General features: G+C 68.0%; 18 protein-coding genes. 8 read left to right on the forward strand and 10 right to left on the reverse strand.

Annotated features, from left to right (window positions below; translation table 11 throughout):
* Positions 1 to 144: 144 nt before the first annotated feature.
* Positions 145 to 609: a cyanophycin metabolism-associated DUF1854 family protein gene (locus AC1DNF_RS33215; protein ID WP_478152921.1), complete on the reverse strand. Its 465-nt coding sequence runs from the start codon at positions 607 to 609 to the stop codon at positions 145 to 147.
* On the reverse strand, positions 606 to 2,885 hold the full coding sequence (locus AC1DNF_RS33220; protein WP_478152922.1) for a cyanophycin metabolism-associated ABC transporter: 2,280 nt from the start codon (positions 2,883 to 2,885) through the stop codon (positions 606 to 608). The genes AC1DNF_RS33215 and AC1DNF_RS33220 overlap by 4 nt, the downstream gene beginning before the upstream one ends.
* Before the next feature lie 127 nt (positions 2,886 to 3,012).
* Here AC1DNF_RS33220 and AC1DNF_RS33225 point away from each other — a divergent pair, with 127 nt between their 5' ends.
* From AC1DNF_RS33225 to AC1DNF_RS33245, 5 genes are all read left to right on the forward strand, one after another.
* Positions 3,013 to 5,253 (forward strand): cyanophycin synthetase, encoded by a 2,241-nt coding sequence (locus AC1DNF_RS33225; protein ID WP_478152923.1) that lies wholly within the window; start codon positions 3,013 to 3,015, stop codon positions 5,251 to 5,253.
* Positions 5,254 to 5,393: 140 nt separating this feature from the next.
* Positions 5,394 to 7,961: a cyanophycin synthetase gene (gene cphA, locus AC1DNF_RS33230; RefSeq protein WP_478152924.1), complete on the forward strand. Its 2,568-nt coding sequence runs from the start codon at positions 5,394 to 5,396 to the stop codon at positions 7,959 to 7,961.
* Between the two features lie 222 nt (positions 7,962 to 8,183).
* Complete coding sequence (locus AC1DNF_RS33235; RefSeq protein WP_478152925.1) at positions 8,184 to 8,576, forward strand: hypothetical protein; 393 nt, start codon at positions 8,184 to 8,186, stop codon at positions 8,574 to 8,576.
* 130 nt (positions 8,577 to 8,706) lie between these two features.
* A complete protein-coding gene (locus tag AC1DNF_RS33240; RefSeq protein ID WP_478152926.1) occupies positions 8,707 to 8,958 on the forward strand; it encodes a hypothetical protein in 252 nt (83 codons plus the stop codon).
* A 25-nt stretch (positions 8,959 to 8,983) separates the two neighbouring features.
* Positions 8,984 to 10,486 (forward strand): CYTH and CHAD domain-containing protein, encoded by a 1,503-nt coding sequence (locus tag AC1DNF_RS33245; RefSeq protein ID WP_478152927.1) that lies wholly within the window; start codon positions 8,984 to 8,986, stop codon positions 10,484 to 10,486.
* Positions 10,487 to 10,501: 15 nt separating this feature from the next.
* On the opposite strand, the gene yjfF is transcribed toward AC1DNF_RS33245, so the two are convergent.
* The 8 genes from yjfF to AC1DNF_RS33285 all read right to left on the reverse strand — a co-directional run bounded on the left by yjfF (position 10,502) and on the right by AC1DNF_RS33285 (position 20,577).
* Positions 10,502 to 11,560 (reverse strand): galactofuranose ABC transporter, permease protein YjfF, encoded by a 1,059-nt coding sequence (yjfF, locus tag AC1DNF_RS33250; RefSeq protein WP_478152928.1) that lies wholly within the window; start codon positions 11,558 to 11,560, stop codon positions 10,502 to 10,504.
* Positions 11,557 to 12,588 (reverse strand): ABC transporter permease, encoded by a 1,032-nt coding sequence (locus tag AC1DNF_RS33255; protein ID WP_478152929.1) that lies wholly within the window; start codon positions 12,586 to 12,588, stop codon positions 11,557 to 11,559. The genes yjfF and AC1DNF_RS33255 overlap by 4 nt, the downstream gene beginning before the upstream one ends.
* Positions 12,585 to 14,132 carry a sugar ABC transporter ATP-binding protein gene (locus tag AC1DNF_RS33260; RefSeq protein ID WP_478152930.1) on the reverse strand — a complete coding sequence of 516 codons (1,548 nt, stop codon included), beginning with the start codon at positions 14,130 to 14,132 and terminating at the stop codon, positions 12,585 to 12,587. The genes AC1DNF_RS33255 and AC1DNF_RS33260 overlap by 4 nt, the downstream gene beginning before the upstream one ends.
* On the reverse strand, positions 14,129 to 15,343 hold the full coding sequence (mmsB, locus tag AC1DNF_RS33265) for a multiple monosaccharide ABC transporter permease (RefSeq protein ID WP_478152931.1): 1,215 nt from the start codon (positions 15,341 to 15,343) through the stop codon (positions 14,129 to 14,131). Before mmsB ends, AC1DNF_RS33260 begins: the two co-directional genes overlap by 4 nt.
* Positions 15,333 to 16,856 (reverse strand): multiple monosaccharide ABC transporter ATP-binding protein, encoded by a 1,524-nt coding sequence (gene mmsA, locus AC1DNF_RS33270; RefSeq protein ID WP_478152938.1) that lies wholly within the window; start codon positions 16,854 to 16,856, stop codon positions 15,333 to 15,335. Before mmsA ends, mmsB begins: the two co-directional genes overlap by 11 nt.
* A gap of 44 nt (positions 16,857 to 16,900) precedes the next feature.
* On the reverse strand, positions 16,901 to 17,974 hold the full coding sequence (chvE, locus tag AC1DNF_RS33275) for a multiple monosaccharide ABC transporter substrate-binding protein (protein ID WP_478152932.1): 1,074 nt from the start codon (positions 17,972 to 17,974) through the stop codon (positions 16,901 to 16,903).
* A gap of 131 nt (positions 17,975 to 18,105) precedes the next feature.
* Positions 18,106 to 19,071 carry an ABC transporter substrate-binding protein gene (locus AC1DNF_RS33280; protein ID WP_478152933.1) on the reverse strand — a complete coding sequence of 322 codons (966 nt, stop codon included), beginning with the start codon at positions 19,069 to 19,071 and terminating at the stop codon, positions 18,106 to 18,108.
* Between the two features lie 54 nt (positions 19,072 to 19,125).
* Positions 19,126 to 20,577 carry an aldehyde dehydrogenase family protein gene (locus AC1DNF_RS33285; protein ID WP_478152934.1) on the reverse strand — a complete coding sequence of 484 codons (1,452 nt, stop codon included), beginning with the start codon at positions 20,575 to 20,577 and terminating at the stop codon, positions 19,126 to 19,128.
* Positions 20,578 to 20,678: 101 nt separating this feature from the next.
* On the opposite strand from AC1DNF_RS33285, the gene AC1DNF_RS33290 reads away from it, so the two are divergent.
* Genes AC1DNF_RS33290 through AC1DNF_RS33300 form a run of 3 tightly spaced genes read left to right on the forward strand, consistent with a single transcriptional unit; the run spans position 20,679 to position 23,092 of the window.
* On the forward strand, positions 20,679 to 21,662 hold the full coding sequence (locus AC1DNF_RS33290) for a LysR family transcriptional regulator (protein WP_478152935.1): 984 nt from the start codon (positions 20,679 to 20,681) through the stop codon (positions 21,660 to 21,662).
* Complete coding sequence (locus tag AC1DNF_RS33295) at positions 21,659 to 22,588, forward strand: SMP-30/gluconolactonase/LRE family protein (RefSeq protein ID WP_478152936.1); 930 nt, start codon at positions 21,659 to 21,661, stop codon at positions 22,586 to 22,588. The genes AC1DNF_RS33290 and AC1DNF_RS33295 overlap by 4 nt, the downstream gene beginning before the upstream one ends.
* 39 nt (positions 22,589 to 22,627) lie before the next feature.
* Positions 22,628 to 23,092: a DUF2501 domain-containing protein gene (locus AC1DNF_RS33300; RefSeq protein WP_478152937.1), complete on the forward strand. Its 465-nt coding sequence runs from the start codon at positions 22,628 to 22,630 to the stop codon at positions 23,090 to 23,092.
* The last annotated feature ends 188 nt before the right edge of the window (positions 23,093 to 23,280 follow it).

Below are 23,280 nucleotides of genomic sequence, written 5' to 3' on the forward strand. Positions count from 1 at the left end.
CCTCACTACGCCCAACGCGAAACAACAACGCGCGCTCGATCTGCTCCAGCAGATCCGTCTGTAGACAGAAACCGGAACCCCAAACTCACGCCAAGTGCTTGTCGTGCAAAGACAAACTCGCTCGGCGATTGGAGGAACTTCGGCCTAGAGAAAGCGCTCCAGCAGCTTGCGCGAGCCGCGGTCCAGCGCCTTCACGTCCGGGATGCGGAACTGCACGCCGTGCGCGCTCGCGATCAGCAGCGCGCCGCCTTCCAGCCGGCGGATGTCTTCCTCGGCCTTCAGCACGAAGCTGGTCTCGCCGCGGTCGGTGCTGACCCGCCAGGTGCTCGGCACGCCGAAGCTCGACACCTTGTGCAGCTTCTGCAGCGTGGGCGCGAAATCGCGCGCGGCGAGTTCATGCGCGAGCAGCGCGCGTGATTCCCGGGGCAGCGCGTCGAGGCGGTCGAGCCACACGAGTTCGCGGCCATCGCCGCCGACCAGCGAAATGCCGTCGTCGGGGGCCGTGAGCGGAAAGGCACGCACCGGCACGACGCCTTCATGGCGCGTGCCCTGTGCATCGACCAGCACCAGGCGCCCGAAGGCATCGCGTTCCAATTGGATGTCGTTCATGCTTCCCCCGCCGGATGGGCCGCATGGCCGCCGAGTGCCACCGCCACCGAGGCGCGCTCGGCCGCGGCACCCGCGCTTTCATCGTCCGCCTGCCGCAGTTGCGCCTGGTACAGACGCCAGTAGGCGCCCTGCTTTTCCATCAACGCGTCGTGCGGCCCCACTTCGACGATCTCGCCGCGGTCCATCACCACCAGCCGGTCGGCCTTGCGAAGTGTCGAGAGCCGGTGCGCGATCGCGATCGTGGTGCGGCCCTGCACCAGGTTGTCCAGCGCCTTCTGGATCTCCTTCTCGGTCTCGGTGTCCACCGCCGACGTGGCCTCGTCCAGGATCAGGATGCGCGGATCGATGAGCAGCGCGCGGGCAATGCTGATGCGCTGCCGCTCGCCGCCCGAGAGCCCTTGCCCGCGCTCGCCCACCAGCGAGTCGTAGCCGTGCGGCAGCCGCAGGATGAAATCGTGCGCGTGCGCGGCGCGGGCGGCCGCCACGACCTCCTCGCGCGTGGCCTCGGGCTTGCCGTAGGCAATGTTCTGCGCGATCGTGCCGAAGAAGAGAAAGGGCTCCTGCAGCACCAGCCCGACATGGCGCCGGTAGTCGGCCACCGCGAAGCGGCGGATGTCGGTGCCGTCGACCTTGATGGCGCCGTCGGTCACGTCATAGAAGCGGCAGATCAGGTTGACCAGCGTGCTCTTGCCCGAGCCGCTGTGGCCGACGAGCCCGATCATCTCGCCCGGCTCGATCACCAGGTCGAGGTCGCGGATCACCGCGCGGCTGCCATAGCGGAAACCCACGTCGGCCATCTCGATGCGCCCCTGGATGCGCTCGATCTTCACCGGGTTCGCCGGCTCGGGCACGTTGCTCACATGGTCGAGGATGTCGAAGATGCGCTTGGCGCCGGCCGCCGCCTTCTGCGTGACCGACACGATGCGGCTCATCGAGTCGAGCCGCGTGTAGAAGCGCCCGATGTAGGCGATGAAGGCCGTCAGCACACCCACCGTGATGCGGCCACGCGCCACCTGCCAGATGCCGAAGCCCCAGACCACCAGCAGGCCGATCTCGGTGAGCAGCGACACGCTGGGCGTGAAGAGCGACCAGGTCTTGTTGAGCTTGTCGTTGACCTGGAGGTTGTAGGCATTGGCGGCATGGAAACGGCGGGCCTCGCGCTTTTCCTGCGCGAAGGCCTTGACCACCCGGATCCCGGGGATCGTGTCGGCCAGCACGTTGGTCACCTCGGACCAGACACGGTCGATCTTCTCGAAGCCGGTGCGCAGCCGGTCGCGCACCACGTGGATCATCCACGCGATGAAAGGCAGCGGCACCAGCGTGACGACCGCCAGCAGCGGGTTGATCGACACCAGGATCACCGCCGTCATGGCGATCATCAGCACGTCCGTCAGAAAATCGAGCGCGTGCAGGGAAAGGAAGACGTTGATGCGGTCGGTCTCCGAGCCGATGCGCGACATCAGGTCGCCGGTGCGCTTGCCGCCGAAGTAGTCGAGCGGCAAGGTGAGCAAATGTTCGTAGGTGGTGGTCCGCAGGTCGGCGCCGATGCGCTCCGACACCAGCGCCAGCAGATAGGTCCGGGCCCAGCCCAGCGCCCAGCCCGCCAGCGCCGCGGCCAGCAGCGCGCTCAGGAACAGCACGACCTTGGCGATCGCGATCTGCTGCCCGTTCTGGAACGGAATCAGGATGTCGTCCATCAGCGGGATGGTCAGGTACGGCGGCACCAGGGTGGCCGCCGTCGAGGCCAGGGTAAGGACAAACCCTGTGATGAGCTGCTTGCGGTAAGGCTTGGCGAAGCGCCCGAGGCGCAGCAACACCCAGGTGGACGGCGGGGCCGGGAGTTCGGGTTCGATCGCCAGCCCCTCTTCCGCTTCGGCCGCTTCGGCCGCCGCCGGAACCGCCGCGCCCCCGGCCCGCTGCCCGAAAAGCTTCTGCAGCCGCAGGGCCGCCGGCTGCTGCGTCAGAGTGAAACGCCAGCGCGCCAGGCGCGTGCGCGCGTCGAACAGGTCGAGCGTGCCGATGCCGGCATGGTCGGTCAGCTGCAGCGCCAGCCCCGCGCCGCCCAGCGGCCACTCGGCCCATGCGCCGCCGGAATCGCGCGCGAGCAGGCGCCGATCGGTCAGCGCCACGAGGCCGGAGGCAAACCGAAGTTCTCCGTCAAGGTCAACCGGGAGGGTCGCGAGAACGTTTTCCGCGTCAGTGAGCCGGCTTTTCAGAGCTTCTGAGGCCTCCTCCGCTTCGCCCTCCGGGGTGCCGACTGGATCTTGATGTTGCATTGTGTTTCTATGTCTCTGGCCCTTGGTGGGACCCTTCATGGCGCTTGCCGGGCGCCGATTCTGACCGATCGCCATGGGCGCGCTTGAGAGCGCCGCCGTGCTCGGTCAAAGCACATCGAACGTTTCCATGAGCCGTTTCGACGACATCCGCCTGCTTCGCATCAACTATTTGCGCGGCCCGAACCTCTGGACCTACCGTCCCGTGCTCGAGGTCTGGCTCGACCTCGGCGCGCTGGAGGACTACCCCTCCAACAAGATCGACGGCTTCACCGACCGCCTGACCGCCCTGCTCCCGGCCCTGATCGAGCATCACTGCGGCGTCGGCGAACGGGGCGGCTTCATCCAGCGCCTGACCGAAGGCACCTGGTCGGGACATGTGCTGGAACACGTCGTGATCGAGCTGCTCAACCTGGCCGGCATGCCGACCGGCTTCGGCCAGACGCGCAGCACCTCGCAGCATGGCGTCTACCGCATGGTGTTCCGCGCGCGCGACGAACAGGTCGCCCGCGTGGCGCTGGCCGAGGGCCACCGCCTGATGATGGCCGCCATCAACAACGACCCCTTCACCGCCGCCGACGTGCAGCGCGCGGTCGACGCGGTCAAGGCCAAGGTCGAGGACTGCTACCTCGGCCCGAGCACCGCCTGCATCGTGGGCGCCGCCACCGACCGCGGCATCCCCCACATGCGGCTCAACAGCGGCAACCTGGTCCAGCTCGGCTACGGCGCCAGCCAGCAGCGCATCTGGACCGCCGAGACCGACTACACCAGCGCCATCGGCGAATCGATCGCCAGCGACAAGGAACTCACCAAGTCGCTGCTCGCGAGCTGCGGCGTGCCCGTACCCGAGGGCCAGGTGGTCGCCAACGCCGAGGAAGCCTGGGAAGCGGCCCAGGACATCGGGCTGCCGGTGGCGGTCAAGCCCTCCGACGCCAACCACGGCCGCGGTGTCTCGCTGGAGCTCAACACCCGCGAGGAGATCATGGCCGCCTTCGCCGTTGCCGAGCCCGAGGGCAGCGACGTGATGGTCGAGCGCTTCATCCGTGGCCACGAGCACCGCCTGCTGGTGGTCGGCGGCCAGGTGGTCGCCGCCGCGCGCGGCGAGATCATCACGGTCACCGGCGACGGCAGCGCGACCGTGGCCCAGCTCATCGAGAGCCAGCTCAACAGCGACCCCCGGCGCGGCGCGGAAGAGGAATTCCCGCTCGACTTCATCGACATCGCGACCGACGCCAAGCTCCAGCTCGAACTCAAGCGCCAGGAACTGGATGCGACGGCCGTGCCCGCTGCCGGCCGCGTCGTCACGATCCAGCGCAATGGCAACATGGCGATCGACTGCACCGACCTGGTTCATCCCGAGGTTGCCCATGCGGCCGTGCTCGCCGCCCGCGTGGTGGGCCTGGACATCGCCGGCGTCGACCTGGTCGCGCAGGACATCGGCCGCCCGCTGGCCGCACAGGGCGGCGCCATCGTCGAAGTCAATGCCGGCCCCGGGCTGCTGATGCACCTGAAGCCGGCCGTCGGCTCGCCGCGCCCGGTGGGCCGCGCGATCTGCGACCATCTCTTCCCGGACGGCACGCCCGGCCGCATTCCCGTGATCGGGGTGGCCGGCTCGCGGGACACCGCCGTGCTGGCGCGCCTGGTCGCCTGGCTGATCGGCCTGGGCGGGCGACACACCGGCCTGGCCTGCGGCGACGGCCTGTTCCTCGAACGGCGCCGCGTCGACGCGCGCAACAGCGCCCACTGGGCGGCCGGACGACGCCTGCTGATGAACCGCGCCGTGCAGGCCGTGGTCATCGAGAACGGCGCCGAGACCATCCTGCGCGACGGCCTCGCCTATGACCGCTGCGAGGTCGGCATCGTCACCGACCTCGACGGCGCAGAGGCGCTGTCCGAATTCGACATCACGCAGAGCGACCATCTGGTCAAGGTGCTGCGCACCCAGGTCGACGTGGTGCTGCCCGAAGGCACCGCCGTGCTCAACGCCGGCGACCCGCGCGTGGCCGGCCTGGCGCCCCTGTGCGATGGCGATGTGATCCTCTACAGCGCCGATCCGCAGGCCGAGGCCCTGACCAAGCACCAGTCCGCCGGCGGCAAGGCCGTGCTGGTGCGGCAGGACCGCGTGGTGCTGGCCAACGGCAGCAGCGAATCCTTCCTGCCCGGCCTGGGTCGGCTGACGATCTGGCGCGCGACGCACGCTGGTGTCAGTCTCGAAAGCCTTCTGGCGGCGGTCGCCACCGGTTGGGCGCTGGGCATTCCGCTCAGCCTGATCGGCGCCGGCGTCGAAGCCTTCGAGGCCGACCTGCAGGCCGCCCTGGCGTCGCTGCAGCTCTCCCAGACACTGCTTTCGCCTGATCAACAGCTGGCCTAGATGATGCGCACCCCCAGGCTTCGCGCACTTCGTGTCGCTTCGCCTCCCCCCTTGCAGGGGGCAACACCGACGGCCCGGCGACGCCCGTTCCGCGGTATTTCTGACATATGGGCCGGCGCTGTGCTGCCCTGGAGCAATTGATGGAAGTCACGCGCGTCCGCGCTCTTCGCGGCCCCAATCTGTGGAGCCGGCACACCTGTATCGAGGCGATCGTCAGCTGCATCGGCGACGAGAACGCCCTCGGACGGCTGCCCGGTTTCGAAGCCCGCCTGCGCGCGCTGTTTCCAACCATCGGCGAACTGCACCCGATCGTGCTGGGCCAGCCGCTTTCGCTCGCGCACGTGCTCGAAAACGCCGCCTTGGCCCTGCAGGCGCAGGCCGGCTGCGCGGTGAACTTCGGCCATACCGCCCGCACGGTCGATGAAGGCGTCTACCAGGTCACCTTCCAGTACAGCGAGGAAGCGGTCGGCCGGCGCGCTCTCGAGCTGGCCAAGCAGCTCATCGATGCCGCGCAGGGCGGCACCGCATTCGATGCGACCGCGGCCATCACCGAGCTGCGCGACCTCGACGAATCCGAGCGCCTGGGCCCGAGTACCGGCTCCATCGTCGACGCGGCCGTCGCGCGCGGCATCCCCTACCGGCGCCTCACGCGCGGAAGCCTGGTGCAGTTCGGCTGGGGCTCCAAGCAACGCCGCATCCAGGCCGCCGAGGTCGACAGCACCAGCGGCGTGGCCGAAGCCATCGCGCAGGACAAGGAGCTCACCAAGCAGCTGCTCAATGCCGCCGGCGTGCCGGTGCCGCTGGGCCGCCCGGTGAGCAGCGCCGACGACGGCTGGGCCGCGGCGAACGAGATCGGCCTGCCCGTGGTCGTGAAGCCGCAGGACGGCAACCAGGGCAAGGGCGTCACCGTCAACATCACGACGCGCGAGCAACTGCAAGCGGCCTACGATTCGGCGGCCGTCCATGGCGAAGTGATGGTCGAGAAGTTCCTGCCGGGCTTCGACTTCCGCCTGCTCGTGGTGGGCGACAGGCTGGTGGCGGCCGCACGGCGCGACCCCCCGCAGGTGATCGGCGACGGCAGCAAGACCGTGCGCCAGCTGGTCGACACCGTCAACCTCGATCCGCGCCGAGGCGAGGGCCATGCGACCTCCCTCACCAAGATCCGGCTCGATGACATCGCCGTCGGCCGCCTCGAAGCGCAGGGCCTCACGCCCGACAGCGTGCCCGCGCTGGGCGAACGCGTGGTGCTGCGCAACAACGCCAACCTCTCGACCGGCGGCACCGCCACTGACGTGACCGACACCGTGCATCCCGAAGTGGCGGCGCGCGCCGTCGATGCCGCGCAGATGGTCGGCCTGCACATCTGCGGTGTCGACATGGTCTGCGAGAACGTCCTGCGTCCGCTCGAGGAGCAGCATGGCGGCGTGGTCGAGGTCAATGCCGCGCCGGGCTTGCGCATGCACATCTCGCCCTCCTTCGGCCGCGGACGCGCCGTCGGCGAAGCGGTGATGGACACGCTCTATGCCCACGGCGACGACGGCCGCATCCCGGTGGTGGCCGTGACCGGCACCAACGGCAAGACCACGACCGCCCGCCTGATCAACCACCTGCTCGCCTCCAGCGGCCTGCGCACCGGCATGACCAACACCGACGGCGTCTATGTCGACGGCCGGCAGACCGACAGCGGCGACTGCAGCGGCCCCAAGAGCGCGCGCAACGTGTTGCTGCATCCGGACGTCGACGCGGCCGTGTTCGAAGTGGCGCGCGGCGGCGTGCTGCGCGAAGGCCTGGGTTTCGATCGCTGCCAGGTGGCGGTGGTCACCAACATCGGCAGCGGCGACCACCTCGGCCTCAACTACATCACGACCGTCGAGGACCTCGCCGTGCTCAAGCGCGTGATCGTGCGCAACGTGGCGCCCGGCGGCTACGCGGTGCTGAACGCGGCCGACCCGAACGTGGCGGCCATGGCGACCAGCTGCCCCGGCAGCGTGATCTTCTTCGCAGCCGACCGGCAGCATCCGGTCATGGCCACCCACCGCGCCCAGGGCAAGCGCACCGTCTATGTCGACCAGGATGTGCTGGTTGCCGCCGAAGGTTCGTGGCGCGAGCGCATTCCGCTGCGCGACGTGCAGATCACGCGCAACGGCACCATCGGCTTCCAGGTCGCCAACGTAATGGCCGCAGTCGCCGCCGCCTGGGCCGTGGGCCTGGACTGGGACACGATCCGCAGCGGCCTTGCGAGCTTCATGAACGATGCCGCCGGCGTGCCGGGCCGCTTCAACGTGATGGACTATCGGGGCGCCACCGTGATTGCCGACTACGGCCACAACACCGACGCCATGCGCGCGCTGGTCGCGGCGGTCGACACCATGCCCGCGAAGAGGCGCTCCGTGGTCATCAGCGGCGCCGGTGACCGCCGCGACAGCGACATCCGCGACCAGACCGCGATCCTCGGAGAGGCTTTCGACGACGTGATCCTCTACCAGGACGCCGCGCAGCGCGGGCGGGCGGATGGCGAGGTGATGGCGCTGCTTCGGCAGGGGCTGGAAGGTGCCCGGCGCACGCGCGCGATCGACGAGATCCGCGGCGAATTCATCGCTATCGACTCGGCATTGGCCCGGCTTCAGCCCGGTGATCTCTCGCTGATCCTGGTCGACCAAGTCGAAGAAGCCCTGGCGCACCTCGCCAAGCGCATCGCAGAGGGCTGACCGGTCCGGGCGCCGGGGACGGGCGCTGTTCTGTAGGACGGGGCCTTCAGGCGGGCGAAAGAATCCTTTGCGCAACGGCCGGCCTGCCGGCCTTGTCCCACAACAACCGGCGACTCTGTGGCCGCCCGAGGGGCGATGCGTCCCACAGCCGCCGGCGCCCGGCGCTCCCACACTTCCTCATCGGGTGGCGCGCCCTGCGCCGCCGTGCAAAGGAGTGAATCGATGAATACAGCTATTCGTGCAACCCTGGCCGTTCTGTTGGCGGCCGGCGGTTTGATGGGTACGTCGGCAGTCTTGGCCCAGACGCAGCGCTCGGGTGCCCGCATGGAGCAGCGCGAACGCGCGGTCTGCGACGGTGTTGAACAGGATCGCAGCGCGTGCCTGCGTGAAGCCGGAGCGGCACGCCAGGAGGCCGCCCGCGGCGGCCTCACCAGCGCCGCGCCCACCACCTACGAGCAAAATGCCCTGGCACGCTGCAATCTGCAGCCGCCGGCTGACCGAGCAGCCTGTGAAGCCCGCATGCGAGGCACAGGCAGGACGGAGGTCGAGGGCAGCGTCATGGGCGGCGGGCTGATCCGGGAGACCGTCACCCCAGTACCGCCACCAGGGCAATGACCGGCGATGCCGGCCATCTGCAACTTTGCAATAAGCATACTAATGAAGTAGTCTGTCATGCAATTGTCATAAAACGTGATGGGGAGGGTGGCTATAGTCATGGGCCCGTGTCAACCGAGAAAATACCCTCATGAACGCCATCAAGGTCGCCCGCCGATTCATCGAAACGGATCCGACCAATGAGTCGGCCAAGATCCTCGCCCGCCTCGTGCTGGCGCTGGAGTCGGAGCACAGCTTCGAACTGGTCACGCTCTATGACCTGGACTACAAGAGCTTTCAGTTGGCGATGGACATCCTGAAGGAGTGGCGGCTCGACCGCTACTACGCGAGCAAGTCCAAGCTTTTCGATCTGTCGGTGCAGGTCAACGAACTGCAAGAGTGACAGCCGCGCGCCGCGCGGTCGACCCGTGATCGAGTTCGAACTCAAGTTCCAGGTCGACGCACACCAGCGAGCCGCCGTGGAAGCCGCGGTGGCGCGCGGGCGTTCCCATCGCACCCGCCTCCAGGCGCGCTACTTCGACACGCCGGATGGCGCACTGGCGGCGCAGCGCATCGTCCTGCGCTTGCGCAAGGAAGGCGACAGCTGGGTGCAGACCGCCAAGGCGCCCTCCGGCAACGCGCTCCAGCGCCACGAACACAACGTCGAGATTCCCGTCGAGCGCGCCAGCGAGGTGCCGGTGCCGCGCATCGCGCGGCATGAGGGCACGCCCGTCGGCGATCTGATCGCCCAGGCCGTGCGAAAGGCGGGACACGACCCCGCGAGCGTCGAACTCGTGCCCCTCTACGGCACCGACGTCTGGCGCACCACGCGCGAGATGCGCACCGGCGACGCGCGCGTCGAGCTGGCCTTCGATCGCGGGGAGCTGAGCGCGGGCGAGCGTTCGCGCACGGTGTGCGAACTCGAGATCGAACTCAAGAGCGGCAGCCCGCAGTCGATGCTGGAGCTTGCCGGCCGGTGGCGCGAGCGCTACGGCCTCTGGCTGGACAGCGTTTCCAAATCGGCGCGCGGCGAGCAGCTCGCACGCGGCGAAGCGCACGGCGCCCCGGTCAAGGCCGAGGCCCCGCAGCTGGAGCGCGGCTCGGCGAGCGCCCAGGTGTTCGGCGCGGTATTGATCGCCTGCCTGGCGCAGATTCTTCCCAACGCGAGCGAGGTGGCCGCCGGCAGTGCCGACGCCGAACATGTGCATCAGTTGCGCGTGGGCATCCGGCGCCTGCGCACGGCGCTGCGCGAGCTGGCGGTCTTCACCGCCGACATTCCCCCGACGTGGGAGCCCGCATTGGTGGAAGCCTTTCGCGCGCTCGGCCGTGGGCGTGACCGCGAATATCTTCAGCACACCATGCAACCGAAGATGGAAGCCGCCGGCGGCCCCCCGGTCGACGGACTCGATGCGCCCGCGAACGACCCGGCCGCGGCCGCCGCGGTGCGCGCGACCGCGTTCCAGGCGATGCTGGTGAGCCTGATCGAAAGGTCCTTGTGCGACAACCAGGAAGCCGATGAAGCGCCCGCCGGCTCGCCTCGCAAGCCCTTGCGCGCGCGCCTGTCGAAGCTGCACCGCCAGGTGGTGCGCGACGGGGAGCGCTTCGAGAACCTCGAAGCCATCGCCCAGCACAGGGTCCGCAAGCGCCTCAAGCGATTGCGTTACCTGAGCGAGTTCGCGGCGCCGCTCTTCGGCCAGCGCGCGGCCCAGCGTTACCTGGACGAACTGCGCCCGGCGCAGGATGCGCTCGGCGAGCACAACGACGCGGCGGTGGCCATCGCCGCCTACAGGGAAGCGGCGGCCCGCGACGCACGCGCATGGTTCGCGGTGGGCTGGCTGAGCGCCCGTCAGCCCGAGAGCGCGGCGGCATGCCGCGAGGCGCTCGCCAAGGTGGCGCACGCGCGGCCGTTCTGGAACGAATCGAAGCGCTGAAGCGCGCCGGCGGCCTCAACCCGGCCCTGCCCCGCGCGCGGTGAACAGCCGCTGCAGCAGGCAGAAGACGAAGAGCAGCGCCCCCACCACGATGCGCGTCCACCAGGAGCTCAGCGTGCCGTCGAAGGAAATCAAGGTCTGGATGATGCCGAGCATGAGCACGCCGAAAAGCGTGCCGACCACGTAGCCGACCCCGCCCGAGAGCAGCGTGCCGCCGATCACCACGGCCGCGATCGCATCCAGCTCGAGACCCACCGCGTGCAGGCCATAGCCCGACAGCATGTAGAAGGTGAACACCACGCCGGCCAGCGCCGAGCAGAAGCCGGACAAGGTATAGACGCCGACCACGGTCGCGCGCACCGGCAGGCCCATCAGCAAGGCCGACTGCTCGTTGCCGCCGATGGCGTACACCGTGCGCCCGAAGGCCGTGTAATGCGCGACGAACACCGCGACCGCCACCACCGCCAGCGCGATCAGCCCGCTCAGCGAGATCGAGGCCTCGCCCCAGACCGGCAGGCGCCACTGCGAGACCGCCGCATAGAAGGGATGGGTGATGCTGATCGAATCGATGCTGATCAGGTAGCACAGGCCCCGCGCGAGAAACATGCCCGCCAGCGTCACGATGAAAGGCTGAAGACGGAAGCGCTCGATCAGAAGGCCCATGAACGCGCCGAAGAGCGTGCCCATCACCAGCACCAGCGGAATCACGATCGCCGGGCTCCAGGCATGCTTCTCGACCAGCGAGGCCGACACCATGGTCGTCAACGCGATCACCGAACCCACCGAGAGGTCGATGCCGCCCGAAAGGATCACGAAGGTCATGCCGACGGCGACGACGCAGAGAAAGGCGTTGTCGATCAGCAGGTTGAGGAACACCTGCGCCGAGAAAAAGCCGTCGTAGAAGACCGACCCGAGCGTCGCCATGAGCACGAACAGGGAGATCGTGGCGGCCAGGGGAAGGTACTTCGGATTGAGGCGCGCGGACCTGCGCCCTCTTCCTTTGCTCCCATGCCTCGCGACCTCGGAATCCGTGAGCTCCGAGCGGACGAGCGAACGCGACAGGTCCGCGCTCATGACCGAAGCTCCCCGCGAATGGGCCGCCGCGCCAGCGCGCCGATGCTGCGCCGGAACTCGGCCGACTGCAGCAGCATCACCGCGAAGACCACCGCCGCCTTCACCACCAGGTTGATCTCCGGCGGCACACCCAGCGAATAGATGCCGTAGGTCAGCGTCTGGATGATGAGCGCCCCGATCACGCTGCCCACCAGGCTGAAGCGCCCCCCCGTCAGCAGCGTGCCGCCGAGCGTCACGGCCAGGATCGCGTCGAGCTCCAGCAGCTGGCCCGCGTTGTTGCCGTCCGCGCTCTTGACGTTCGAGCTGATCAGGAGCCCCGCGACGCCCGCGCAGAAGCCGCAGAACATGTAGGCGCACACGATCATGCGCCGGGCGTGCACGCCGGCGACCCGCGCCGCGCCCGGATTGATGCCCACCGCCTGGATGAACAGCCCCAGCGCGCTGCGCGTGATCGCGAGGTAGACCGCCGCGAACACCAGCGCCGCCACGTAGACCGAGAACGGCAGCCCGAACAGGTAGCCGCTGCCGATGAAGAAATAGGGCGCGTAGTAGATCGTGATGATCTGCCCGTTCGTGATCAACTGGGCGATGCCGCGCCCCGCGACCATCAGGATCAGCGTCGCGATGATCGGCTGCATGCCGACGCGCGCGACCAGCAGGCCGTTCCACAAGCCGCAGGCCAGTGCCGCGCCGAGCGCGGCGACAATGGCCATCCACATCGGCAGGCGGCTGACCTGCTCGCCGCCGATCATCCATGCCGCCAGCGCCGCGGCGATGGCCACCACCGCGCCGACCGAGATGTCGATGCCGCGCGTCGCGATCACCAGCGTCATGCCCAGCGACACCAGCACCAGCGGCGCCGCGCGGTTGAGAATGTCGATCAGGCTGCCGTACAGATGCCCGCCGCGCCATTCGAGATGCAGGAAGCTGGCGTTGAATGCCGCGTTCACGGCCAGCAGCAGGAGCAGCGTGAGCAGCGGCCACGCGAGCCGGTGCCCGAACCATCGTGAAGCAAGGGATGCGTTCATGTCTGCGCCGCGATCAGTTCATATACCGCGTCCTCGCTGCTGCCGGCGGGCAATTCACCCACCTTGCGCCGCTCGCGCAGCACCGCGATGCGGTGCGAGACGCGCACCACCTCGTTCATCTCCGAGGAGATGAACAGCACCGCCATGCCGCCGCGCGCGAGCCGCAGGATCTCGTCCATGATCTCCTGCTTGGCCGCGACGTCGATGCCGCGCGTCGGCTCGTCGAGGATCAGCAGGCGCGGCTCGGTCGCCAGCCAGCGCGCGAGCAGCGCCTTCTGCTGGTTGCCGCCCGACAGCAATCCGATGGGCGTGTCGATGCTGGCCGCCTGAATGCCCAGGGCCTTGACGAAACGCTCCGCCAGCACCGTCTGCTCGGCGCGCGACAGCGTATGGCGCACGCCCAGCCGTGCCTGCAGCGCGAGCGCGATGTTCTCGCGCAGCGAGAGCTCGGCCACGATGCCCTCCGTCTTGCGCTCCTCCGGGCACAGCGCGAGGCCGTGCTTCACCGCATCGGCCGGGCTCGCGAATTCCACGGCCGTGCCGTCGATGCGCAGGCTGCCGCAGTCCGGCCGCGCCAGGCCGAACAGGAGGCGCGCCAGTTCGGTCCGGCCCGCGCCCAGCAGGCCGGCCAGCCCCACCACCTCGCCCACGCGCACGCGCAGGTCCACGGGCTGCAACTGCCCCTTCTGCCCCAGGCCCTCGGCCTGCAGCACGACCGGCGCGGCCGCGTCGATGGGCGGCAGCTGCGCCGTGCCTGTCGCATGCGCCGCGAACTCGCGCCCGACCATCGCGAAGATCAAGGCCTGCGGCCCCAGCTCCGCGCAGCGCCACTCGCCCACCCAGGCGCCATTGCGCAGCACGGTGATGCGGTCCGACACCGCGTAGACCTGGTTCAGGAAATGCGTCACGAACAGGATCGCCATGCCCTCGCCGCGCAGCCGCCGCAGCACCGCGAAAAGGCTGTTGACCTCCTCGTCGTCGAGGCTGGAGGTCGGCTCGTCGAGGATCAGCACCTTCGACGACAGCCCCAGCGCGCGCGCGATGGCCACCATCTGCTGCACCGCCACCGAATAGCTCGACAGCAGCTGCGTGACATCGATGTCCACATCCAGCCGCGCCAGCAGCGCGCGCGCATCGCGGTGGACCGCCGCCCAGTCGATGCGAAAGCCCTGCGCGAGGCCGCGGCGCGGATAGCGCCCGGCGAAGATGTTCTCCGCCACCGAGAGATTCGGGCAGAGATTGACCTCCTGGTAGACCGTGCTGATGCCCATGCGCTGCGCTTCGAGCGGCGAGGCCGGGCGTATCGGCTGGCCCGCGAGCCGCATCTCCCCGCTGTCGGCCGGGTAGACCCCCGTCAGCACCTTGATCAGCGTCGACTTGCCCGCGCCGTTCTGCCCCATCAGCGCGTGGATCTCGCCCGGCCGCAATCGCAGCGTCACGCCCCGCAGGGCCGGCACGCCGTTGAACGCCTTGTCGATGCCGGCAAGCTCCAGCATCGGCGAGGCCGGCGTGTCCAGCGCGTCCGATGCGGGCTCGGCGGTCATTTGTTCTTGTTGTAGACGTCGACGAACACCGCCGCCAGCAGCACCAGGCCCTTGATCACCTGCTGGTAGTCGATGCCGATGCCCAGGATCGACATGCCGTTGTTCATCACGCCCATCACGAAGGCACCGATGACCGCGCCCATCACCTTGCCGACGCCGCCCGAGGCCGAGGCGCCGCCGATGAAGCAGGCCGCGATCACATCCAGCTCGAAGCCCAGCCCCGCCTTGGGCGTGGCCGTGTTGAGCCGGGCCGCGAACACCAGGCCCGCCAGCGCCGCGAGCACTCCCATGTTGACGAAGGTCAGGAAGGCCAGGCGCTGCGTCTTCACGCCCGACAGCCGCGCCGCCTTCTCGTTGCCGCCCAGCGCATAGATGCGCCGGCCGACCGTGGTGCGGTTGGTGACGAAGTCGTAGGCCACAATCAGCACCGCCATCACGATGAGCACGTTGGGCAGCCCCTTGTAGGTGGAGAGCAGGTAGCTCAGCAGCAGGATGACCGCGGCGAAGAACAGGTTCTTGCCGAGGAAGAAGGCATAGGGCTCCTGCTCCATGCCGTGCTGCGCCAGCCTGGCCCGGCCCCGCAGCTTGAAGAACAGCAGCGCGGCGGCCGCCAGCGCCCCGAGCACCAGCGAGGTCAGACGCAGGCTCTCGCCGCCCAGCACGTCGGGCACGAAGCCCGAGCTCAGCTTCTGGAAGGCCTCCGGAAAGGGCCCCACCGACTGCCCCGCCAGCAGCGCCAGCGTGAGCCCCTTGAAGACCAGCATCCCCGCCAGCGTGACGATGAAGGATGGAATCCTGAAGAAGGCCACGAACCATCCCTGCGCCGCGCCGACCAGCCCGCCGGCGATCAGGCACACGATGAAGGTCGGCACGAAGTGCCATTCGTACTCCACCATCAGCACCGCCGCCAGCGCGCCGATGAAGCCGCACACCGAGCCCACCGACAGGTCGATGTGGCCGGCCACGATCACCAGCAGCATGCCCAGCGCCATGATCACGATGTAGCTGTTCTGCAGCAGCAGGTTGGTGAGGTTGAGCGGCCGCATCAGCGTGCCGTCCGTCAGCACCTGGAACAGCACCATGATCGCGACCAGCGAGATCAGCATGCCGTATTCGCGCAGGTTGTTCTTGAGGAAGCCGGCGTGCGCGGCCACCGATGCGCCGGCGGGCGGCGTCGCGGGCTTGAGCGAGGCGTCGATGTCAGTCGGCATGGACACTGCTCCCCGAAGCCACGATGACCCGCATGATCTTCTCCTGCGAGGCTTGCGCCACCGGAAACTCGGCGACGAAGCGCCCCTCGTTCATCACATAGATGCGGTCGCACATGCCGAGCAACTCCGGCAGTTCGGAAGAAATCATGAGAATGCCTTTGCCCTCGTTCGCGAGCTGGTCGATGATGGTGTAGATCTCGTATTTGGCGCCCACGTCGATGCCGCGCGTGGGCTCGTCGAGGATCAGCAGCTCCGGCTTGGCGAACAGCCACTTGCTCAACACCACCTTCTGCTGGTTGCCGCCCGACAGGTTGACGACCTGCTGGCTCACGTCCGCGCAGCGGATGTTGAGCTTGCGCCGGTAGTCGTTCGCCACCTTGAACTCGCGGCCCTCGTCGATCACGCCGCCCTCGGACACGGCCGCCAGGTTGGCCAGGGTCACGTTCTTGCGAATGTCCTCGTCGAGCACCAGGCCCAGGCTCTTGCGGTCTTCTGTCACGTAGGCGAGGCCGTGGTCGATGGCACGGCGGATGGTGCTCACATCGACCTCCTTGCCCTGCATGAACACCGAGCCGCTGATGCGCTGCCCATAGGAGCGCCCGAACACGCTCATCGCGAATTCCGTGCGGCCCGCGCCCATCAACCCCGCGATGCCGACGATCTCGCCGCGCCGCACATGCAGGTTCACGCCCTTGATCTGCTCGCGGTCGGCGTGCAGCGCGTGGTGCACGCGCCAGTCGCGCACCTCGAACACCGTCTCGCCGATGCGGGGCGTGCGCTGCGGATAGCGGTGCGCCATGTCGCGCCCCACCATGCCGCGGATGATGCGGTCCTCGCTGATCGGCTCGGCGCGGCAGTCCATGGTCTCCACCGTCGCGCCGTCGCGCAGCACGGTGATCGAGTCGGCCACCTTGGCGATCTCGTTGAGCTTGTGCGAGATCAGGATCGAGGCGATGCCCTGCGCCTTGAGCCCGAGCAGCAGGGCCAGCAGCGCGTCGCTGTCGCTCTCGTTCAGGCTCGCGGTCGGCTCGTCGAGGATCAGCAGCTTGACCTGCTTGGCCAGCGCCTTCGCGATCTCGACCAGTTGCTGCTTGCCGACGCCGAGGTTCGTGATCAGCGCCGTCGGCGGCTCCTTGAGCCCCACCTTGGCCAGCAGCTCGCGCGTCTTCGCATAGGCGCTGAACCAGTCGATCACGCCGCCCGTGGCCGTCTCGTTGCCGAGGAAGATGTTCTCGGCGATCGACAGCAGCGGCACCAGCGCGAGCTCCTGGTGAATGATGATGATGCCCAGCTTCTCGCTGTCGGCGATGCCCTTGAAGCGGCGCAGCTCGCCCTCGAAATGGATCTCCCCCGCGTAGGAGTCGCAGGGATAGACGCCGCTGAGCACCTTCATCAGCGTCGACTTCCCCGCGCCGTTCTCGCCCACGACCGCGTGGATCTCGCCCGCGCGCACGGCGAGGTTGACGTTGTCGAGCGCGTTCACGCCCGGAAAGGTCTTGGTGATGCCGCGCATCTCCAGGATGACATCGTTCAATCCGGTCTCCTTCTTCGGTCCGGCTACTTGATCTGGCTTTCCTTGTAGTAGCCGCTGTCCACCAGCGCCTGCTTCCAGTTCGACGCGTCCACGCTCACCGGCTTGAGCAGGTAGGAGGGTACGACCTTCACGCCATTGTTGTACGTCTTGGTGTCATTCACCTCGGGCTGCCTGCCCGCCAGCATGGCATCCACCATGCCCACCGTGACCTTGGCCAGTTCGCGCGTGTCCTTGAACACGGTCGAGGTCTGCTCCTTCTTCAGGATCGACTTGACCGAAGGCACCTCGGCGTCCTGGCCCGTCACCACCGGCATCGGCTGCTGCGCCGAACCGTAGCCCACGCCCTTGAGCGAGGAGATGATGCCGATCGACAGCCCGTCGTAGGGCGAGAGCACCGCGTCCACCCGGTCCTTGGTGTAGAAGGCCGACAGCAGGTTGTCCATGCGGGCCTGCGCCACCGCGCCGTCCCAGCGCAGGGTCGAGACCTTGTCCATGCCCAGCTGCTTGCTGCGCACCACCAGCTTGCCGCTGTCGATGTAGGGCTTGAGCACCGACATCGCGCCGTTGTAGAAGAAGAAGGCGTTGTTGTCGTCCGGCGAGCCGCCGAAGAGTTCGATGTTGAAGGGGCCCTTGCCTTCCTTCAGCTTGAGCGCCTGCTCGATGTAGCTGGCCTGCAGCACGCCGACCTGGAAGTTGTCGAAGGTGGCGTAGTAGTCGACGTTCTTCGAGCCCTTGATGAGCCGGTCATAGGCGATGACCTTGACGCCCTTGTCGGCCGCCTTCTGCAGCACGTCGGACAGCGTGGTGCCGTCGATGGCCGCGATCACCAGCACCTTGGCGCCCTTGGTCACCATGTTCTCGATCTGCGCGAGCTGGTTCGGGATGTCGTCGTCGGCGTACTGGAGATCGGTCTTGTAGCCCTTCTCGTTGAAGTACTTGACCATGTTGGCGCCATCGGCGATCCAGCGCGCGGACGACTTCGTCGGCATCGAGATCGCGATGGGGCCCTTGTCCTGCGCCTGCGCGAAGGGCGCGATGCCCATCATGGCGGTGACGGCGGCGCCGGCGAGCAGGGTCTTGAGGAATATGCGCTTCATCGAGGAGTCTCCATTGGGTCGAGTTGATTGTTCGAGAAACACCGCGAATCCGGCTGCGCCGGTCCCCCGGTGTTGCCCCCTTGAAAAGGGGGGAGGCGGCCACGCGAAGTGTGGCCAGCCTGGAGGTTTGTTCAGTACTTTCTCTTGGGGAATTCGGCCTTGGCCACCTCCATCGGGAAGATGCTCTCCTGCGTCACGATGCGCTTGGGCAGCGTCTTGCCGGCCTTGATGTCCTTGACCGCCGACATCAGCTGCGGCCCCAGCAGCGGGCTGCACTCGACCGACACGTTGAGCTTGCCGGCCATCATGGCCTCGAAGGCGCCCTTGACGCCGTCGATCGAGATGATCGTGATATCCACCGCCGGCTTGAGCCCCGCTTCCTCGATGGCCTGGATGGCGCCGATCGCCATGTCGTCGTTGTGCGCGTAGAGCACATTGATCTTCTTGCCCTCGGCCTTCAGGAAGGCCTCCATCACCTCCTTGCCCTTGGCGCGGGTGAAGTCGCCGGTCTGCGAGCGGATGATCTTGAACTTCGAGTCGGCCTTGATGATTTCCTCGAAGCCCTTCTTGCGGTCGATCGCCGGCGCCGAGCCCACGGTGCCCTGCAGCTCGACGATGTTCACGTCGCCCTTGTGGTCCTTCATCTTCTCCACCAGCCAGCGGCCGGCCTTGCGCCCTTCCTCGGTGAAGTCCGAGCCCATGAAGGTGACGTAGAGCGAGTCGTCCTTGGTGTCGACCGAGCGGTCCGTCAGCACCACCGGGATCTTGGCCGCCTTGGCTTCGAGCAGCACGGTCTCCCAGCCCGACTCGACCACCGGCGAGAAGGCGATGACGTCGACCTTCTGGGCGATGTACGAGCGGATCGCCTTGATCTGGTTCTCCTGCTTCTGCTGCGCGTCGGAGAACTTGAGCTCGATGCCGGCGTCCTTGGCGGCCGACTTGATCGATTCGGTGTTGGCGGTTCGCCATTCGCTTTCGGCGCCGACCTGGGCAAAGCCCAGCACGATCTTCTTCTGCGCCAGCGCCGTGACGGGCAGCAGCGAGGACAGCGAAGCACTTGCGAGTGCGAGGGTCAGCGCGCGACGGTTCAATCTCATGGTGATGTCTCCTGGTTGGCGTGGTGAAAAAACACGGGTCTGTCTTCCGCTCGCTCAGGCCAGCACGTAGCCGGTCTTGACGGTGGTGTAGAACTCCGCCGCATGGCGTCCCTGCTCCCGCGGGCCGTAGCTCGAGGCCTTGCGGCCGCCGAAGGGCACGTGGTAGTCGACGCCCGCCGTCGGCAGGTTGACCATGGTCATGCCAACCTTGGCATGGCGCTTGAAATGCGTGGCGCGCTGCAGCGACGAGGTGCAGATCCCCGCGCACAGGCCGAAGGGCGTGTCGTTGGCCAGTGCCAGCGCGTGCTCGTAGTCGTCGGCGCGCAGCACGCAGGCGATCGGGCCGAAGATCTCCTCGCGCGCCAGGCGATGCTCGGGCCGCGCAAGGAACAGCGCCGGGCTCATGTAGTGGCCATGGCTCGGCCGCTTCAGCAGCTCGCCGCCCCAGACATGCTCGGCACCCTCGGCGCGCGCGATGCCGACCCAGGCGACGTTCTGCACGAGGTGGCCCCGGTCCACCACCGGGCCGATGTCCGTGCCGCGCTCCAGCGCGTGCCCCACCTTGAGCGCCGCCATGCGCTGGCGCAGCCGCGCGACGAAGGCGTCGTGGACCGGCGCCTCGACGATGAGGCGGCTGGACGCCGTGCAGCGCTGGCCGGTCGAGAAATACGCGCCCTGCAGCGCGCAGTCGACGGCGCGGTCGAGATCCGCATCGGCCAGCACCACGAGCGGGTTCTTGCCGCCCATCTCGAGCTGCACCTTGGCCCGCCGCGCGACGGCGGCCTGCAGGATGCGCTCGCCGACGGCGGCCGAGCCGGTGAAACTCAGCGCATCGACCAGGGGGCTGTCGACGAGGGTCTGCCCCACCTCGCGGCCGCTGCCCATCACGAGGTTGAAGGTGCCGGCCGGCAGCGCCGCGCGGCTGATGATCTCGGCCAGTGCCCAGCCGCAGGCGGGCACCAGTTCCGCCGGCTTGAAGACCACGCTGTTGCCGCAGGCCAGGGCGGGCGCGATCTTCCAGGCCGGGATGGCCAGCGGGAAATTCCACGGTGCGATGAGACCGACCACGCCGACCGGTTCACGCGTGATGTCGACCTGCACGCCGGGCCGCACGGAGGCGATCGTCTCGCCGCCCGGACGCAGCGCCTCGCCGGCGAAGAACTTGAAGATCTGCCCCGCGCGCACCGCCTCGCCGATCGCCTCGGGCAGGGTCTTGCCTTCCTCACGCGCCAGCAGCAGGCCGAGTTCGTCGCGCCGCGCCAGGATCTCGCTGCCGATCTGGTCGAGCACATCGGCGCGCCGCTGCGGGGTGGTGAGGCTCCAGTGCGGGAAGGCATCGGCGGCGGCGCGGATCGCCAGTTCGGTCTGGTTACGGTCGGCGCGCGCGTATTCCGCAACCACCTCGCCGGTGTCGGAGGGGTTCTGGCTGGTGCCGGTGGTGACGCTGGTTTCCCAGCGGCCATTGATGAACTGCCGGACCTTCTGCTGGAGTGCTGTGCGCTTCAAGGTGGGGCGAGTCTAGGAATGTCACCGATATCTTTCCAATCAAGATTTCGATTGAATCGATGCAAGAACAAGCATTCACGCAAACCCTCTCCGGGATATCCATGACCAACTACACGCACTGGTTCATCCGTGCGCGCCTCAAGACCCGGCAGTTGCTGCTGATCGTCGCACTCGCAGAGGAAGGCAACATCCACCGCGCGGCGCAGGTACTCAACATGACTCAGCCCGCGGCCTCGAAGCTGCTGAAGGACCTGGAGGACGTGCTGGAGGTCTCGCTCTTCGACCGGCTGCCGCGCGGCATGCGCCCGACCTGGTATGGCGAGACGATGATCCGCCACGCGCGGGTGGCGCTCGGGAGCCTGAACCAGGCGCATGACGAACTGACCGCGTTGAAGGCCGGCAGCTTCGGCCAGGTCAACATCGGCGCCATCACCTCGCCCGGACTGGCGCTGCTGCCACCGGCGGTCGCGATGGTCAAGCGCGAGCAACCCAACCTGCGCGTGTCACTGGAAATCGACACCAGCCCGGTGCTGCTCGAACGGCTCGAGCAGGGCAAGCTCGACATCCTCGTGGCGCGGCTGTTCGCCGAGCACGACAAGGCGCAACTGCGCTACGAGGCGCTGGTCGAAGAGCCGGTGTGCGCGCTGGTGCGGCCCGGTCATCCGCTGCTCGGCATGAGCGGACTCGGCTTGCGCGACCTCGTCACCGCCGGCTGGATCGTGCCGCCCGCGGGCAGCGTGCTGCGCCATCGCTTCGATCTCATGTTCCAGGAGGAAGGGCTTGCGCCGCCGATCAATGTGATCGAGACTGCCGCCCTGCTCTTCATCACGCGCATGCTGCAGCAGAGCGACATGGTGGCCGTGCTGGGGACGGAGGTGGCGCGCTATTACGCGGGGCACGGCATCTGCGCCGTGCTGCCGATGGACCTGCCCTGCCACATGGATGCGTTCGGCCTCATCACGCGCACGGATCGTCTTCTTTCTCCCGCGGCCAAGGTGATGATGAAGGCCTTGAAGGCGGAGAGCCTCGCGGTGTACGGCCGCCGGCTGGAGCCCGACCAGGATTTTCCCAGGAGACTCGCATGACCAACGCCGCATTCCTTTCGTCCCCCACCAACCCTTGCCAGGTCGCCGCGCCCCGCTGCGTCTGGCCCGCCGGCGCGACGCTGGGTGAAGGCACGTTGTGGTCGCGGCGCGAACAGGCGCTGTACTGGGTCGACATCCTGGAACGCCGCCTGCACCGCTTCGATCCGTCCAGCGAGGCGCGCGCCAGCTGGCAGTTCGAGGAGGAGATCTCGGCCCTCGCCGAGAGAGCGAATGCGCCGGGCCTGATCGTCACCCTGCGCCGCGGCTTCGCGCTCTTCGACCCGGCCGCGGCGGATGTGCCGCCGAAGTACCTGCATCAGCCAGAGCCGGAGCTGGCGACCAACCGCTTCAACGACGGCAAGTGCGACGCCCAGGGCCGCTTCTGGGGCGGCACCATGGACTTCGATTGCGACGCGCCGACCGGCGCGCTCTACCGCTTCGATGCCGACGGCCAGTGCAGCCGCCACGACCAGGGCTTCGCCGTGACCAACGGCCCGACCTGGTCGCTCGACGGCAGCACCATGTATTTCAACGACACCGTCAGCGGCCGCACCTACGCCTATGACTTCGATGCCGAGGCGGGCACGCTGGCCAACAAGCGCCAGTGGCATCGCTTCGCGCGCGGCGACGGGCTCCCGGACGGCATGACCACCGATGCCGCGGGCCGGCTATGGATTGCCCATTGGGGCGGTGCCTGCGTGAGCTGCCACGACCCGGTGAGCGCCGACGAGCTGTGCCGCATCACGCTGCCGACGAGCCATATCACCAACTGCGCCTTCGGTGGCCCGGATCTGCGCACGCTCTACATCACGAGCGCGACCAGCGGGCTATCGCCGGAGCAGCGCGCTGCCGAACCCGAGGCGGGCGGCCTGTTCGCCGTCCAGCTCGACACGCCCGGCCTGCCCGCGCCGCTCTTCGCCGGCTGAGTCGGCGCGTTTCTCGACCCTTTCCCATTGGAGACCACCATGAATGCTCGATCGACCCTCGCCACCATCGCCTTGCTGGCGGCCGCGCATGCGAGCCCCGCGCAAAGTCAGATGCTCGACGCGCTCAAGAACAGGCTGGGTGAAGCCAAGGGAGGGTCCGACACGGGCAATGCGGGCGGCACCACCGGCGCCGCGGGCGCGCTCGCCAAGGGCATGGGCCTTTCCATGCCGGCGATGGGAAAGAGCACCATGGGCAATGCGGCCGGTGTGCTCCAGTACTGCATCAAGAACAACTACCTGAGCGCCGACGCGGCCGGCGGCATCAAGGACAAGCTGCTGGCCAAGGTCACCGGCAACAAGTCGCAGCAAAGCGGATTCGCCAATGGCAGCAAGGGTCTGCTCCAGGGCAGCGATGGCGGTTCATTCAATCTCAAGAATGCGAGCAGCCAGCTCAAGACCAAGGCCTGCGACTACGTGCTCGACAACGCGAAGTCGCTGGTATAGGGGCCTTCGAACGGCCCGCGTCCTTCGGCATTGTTTCCGGCACGTGAACACCGAGCTTCGATTTCTGCGGGTTTTCACCTAGATTTTGGGCGCAAACTTCATCCCACAGAACAGCACACGAGCTGCTCTGGGTGAACAGGGCACCGAGCGAGGTGGCCGCCCCCGAAGGGACGGCACCCGACCCAAGA

Source organism: Variovorax sp. 01T432 (genome assembly GCF_056398605.1).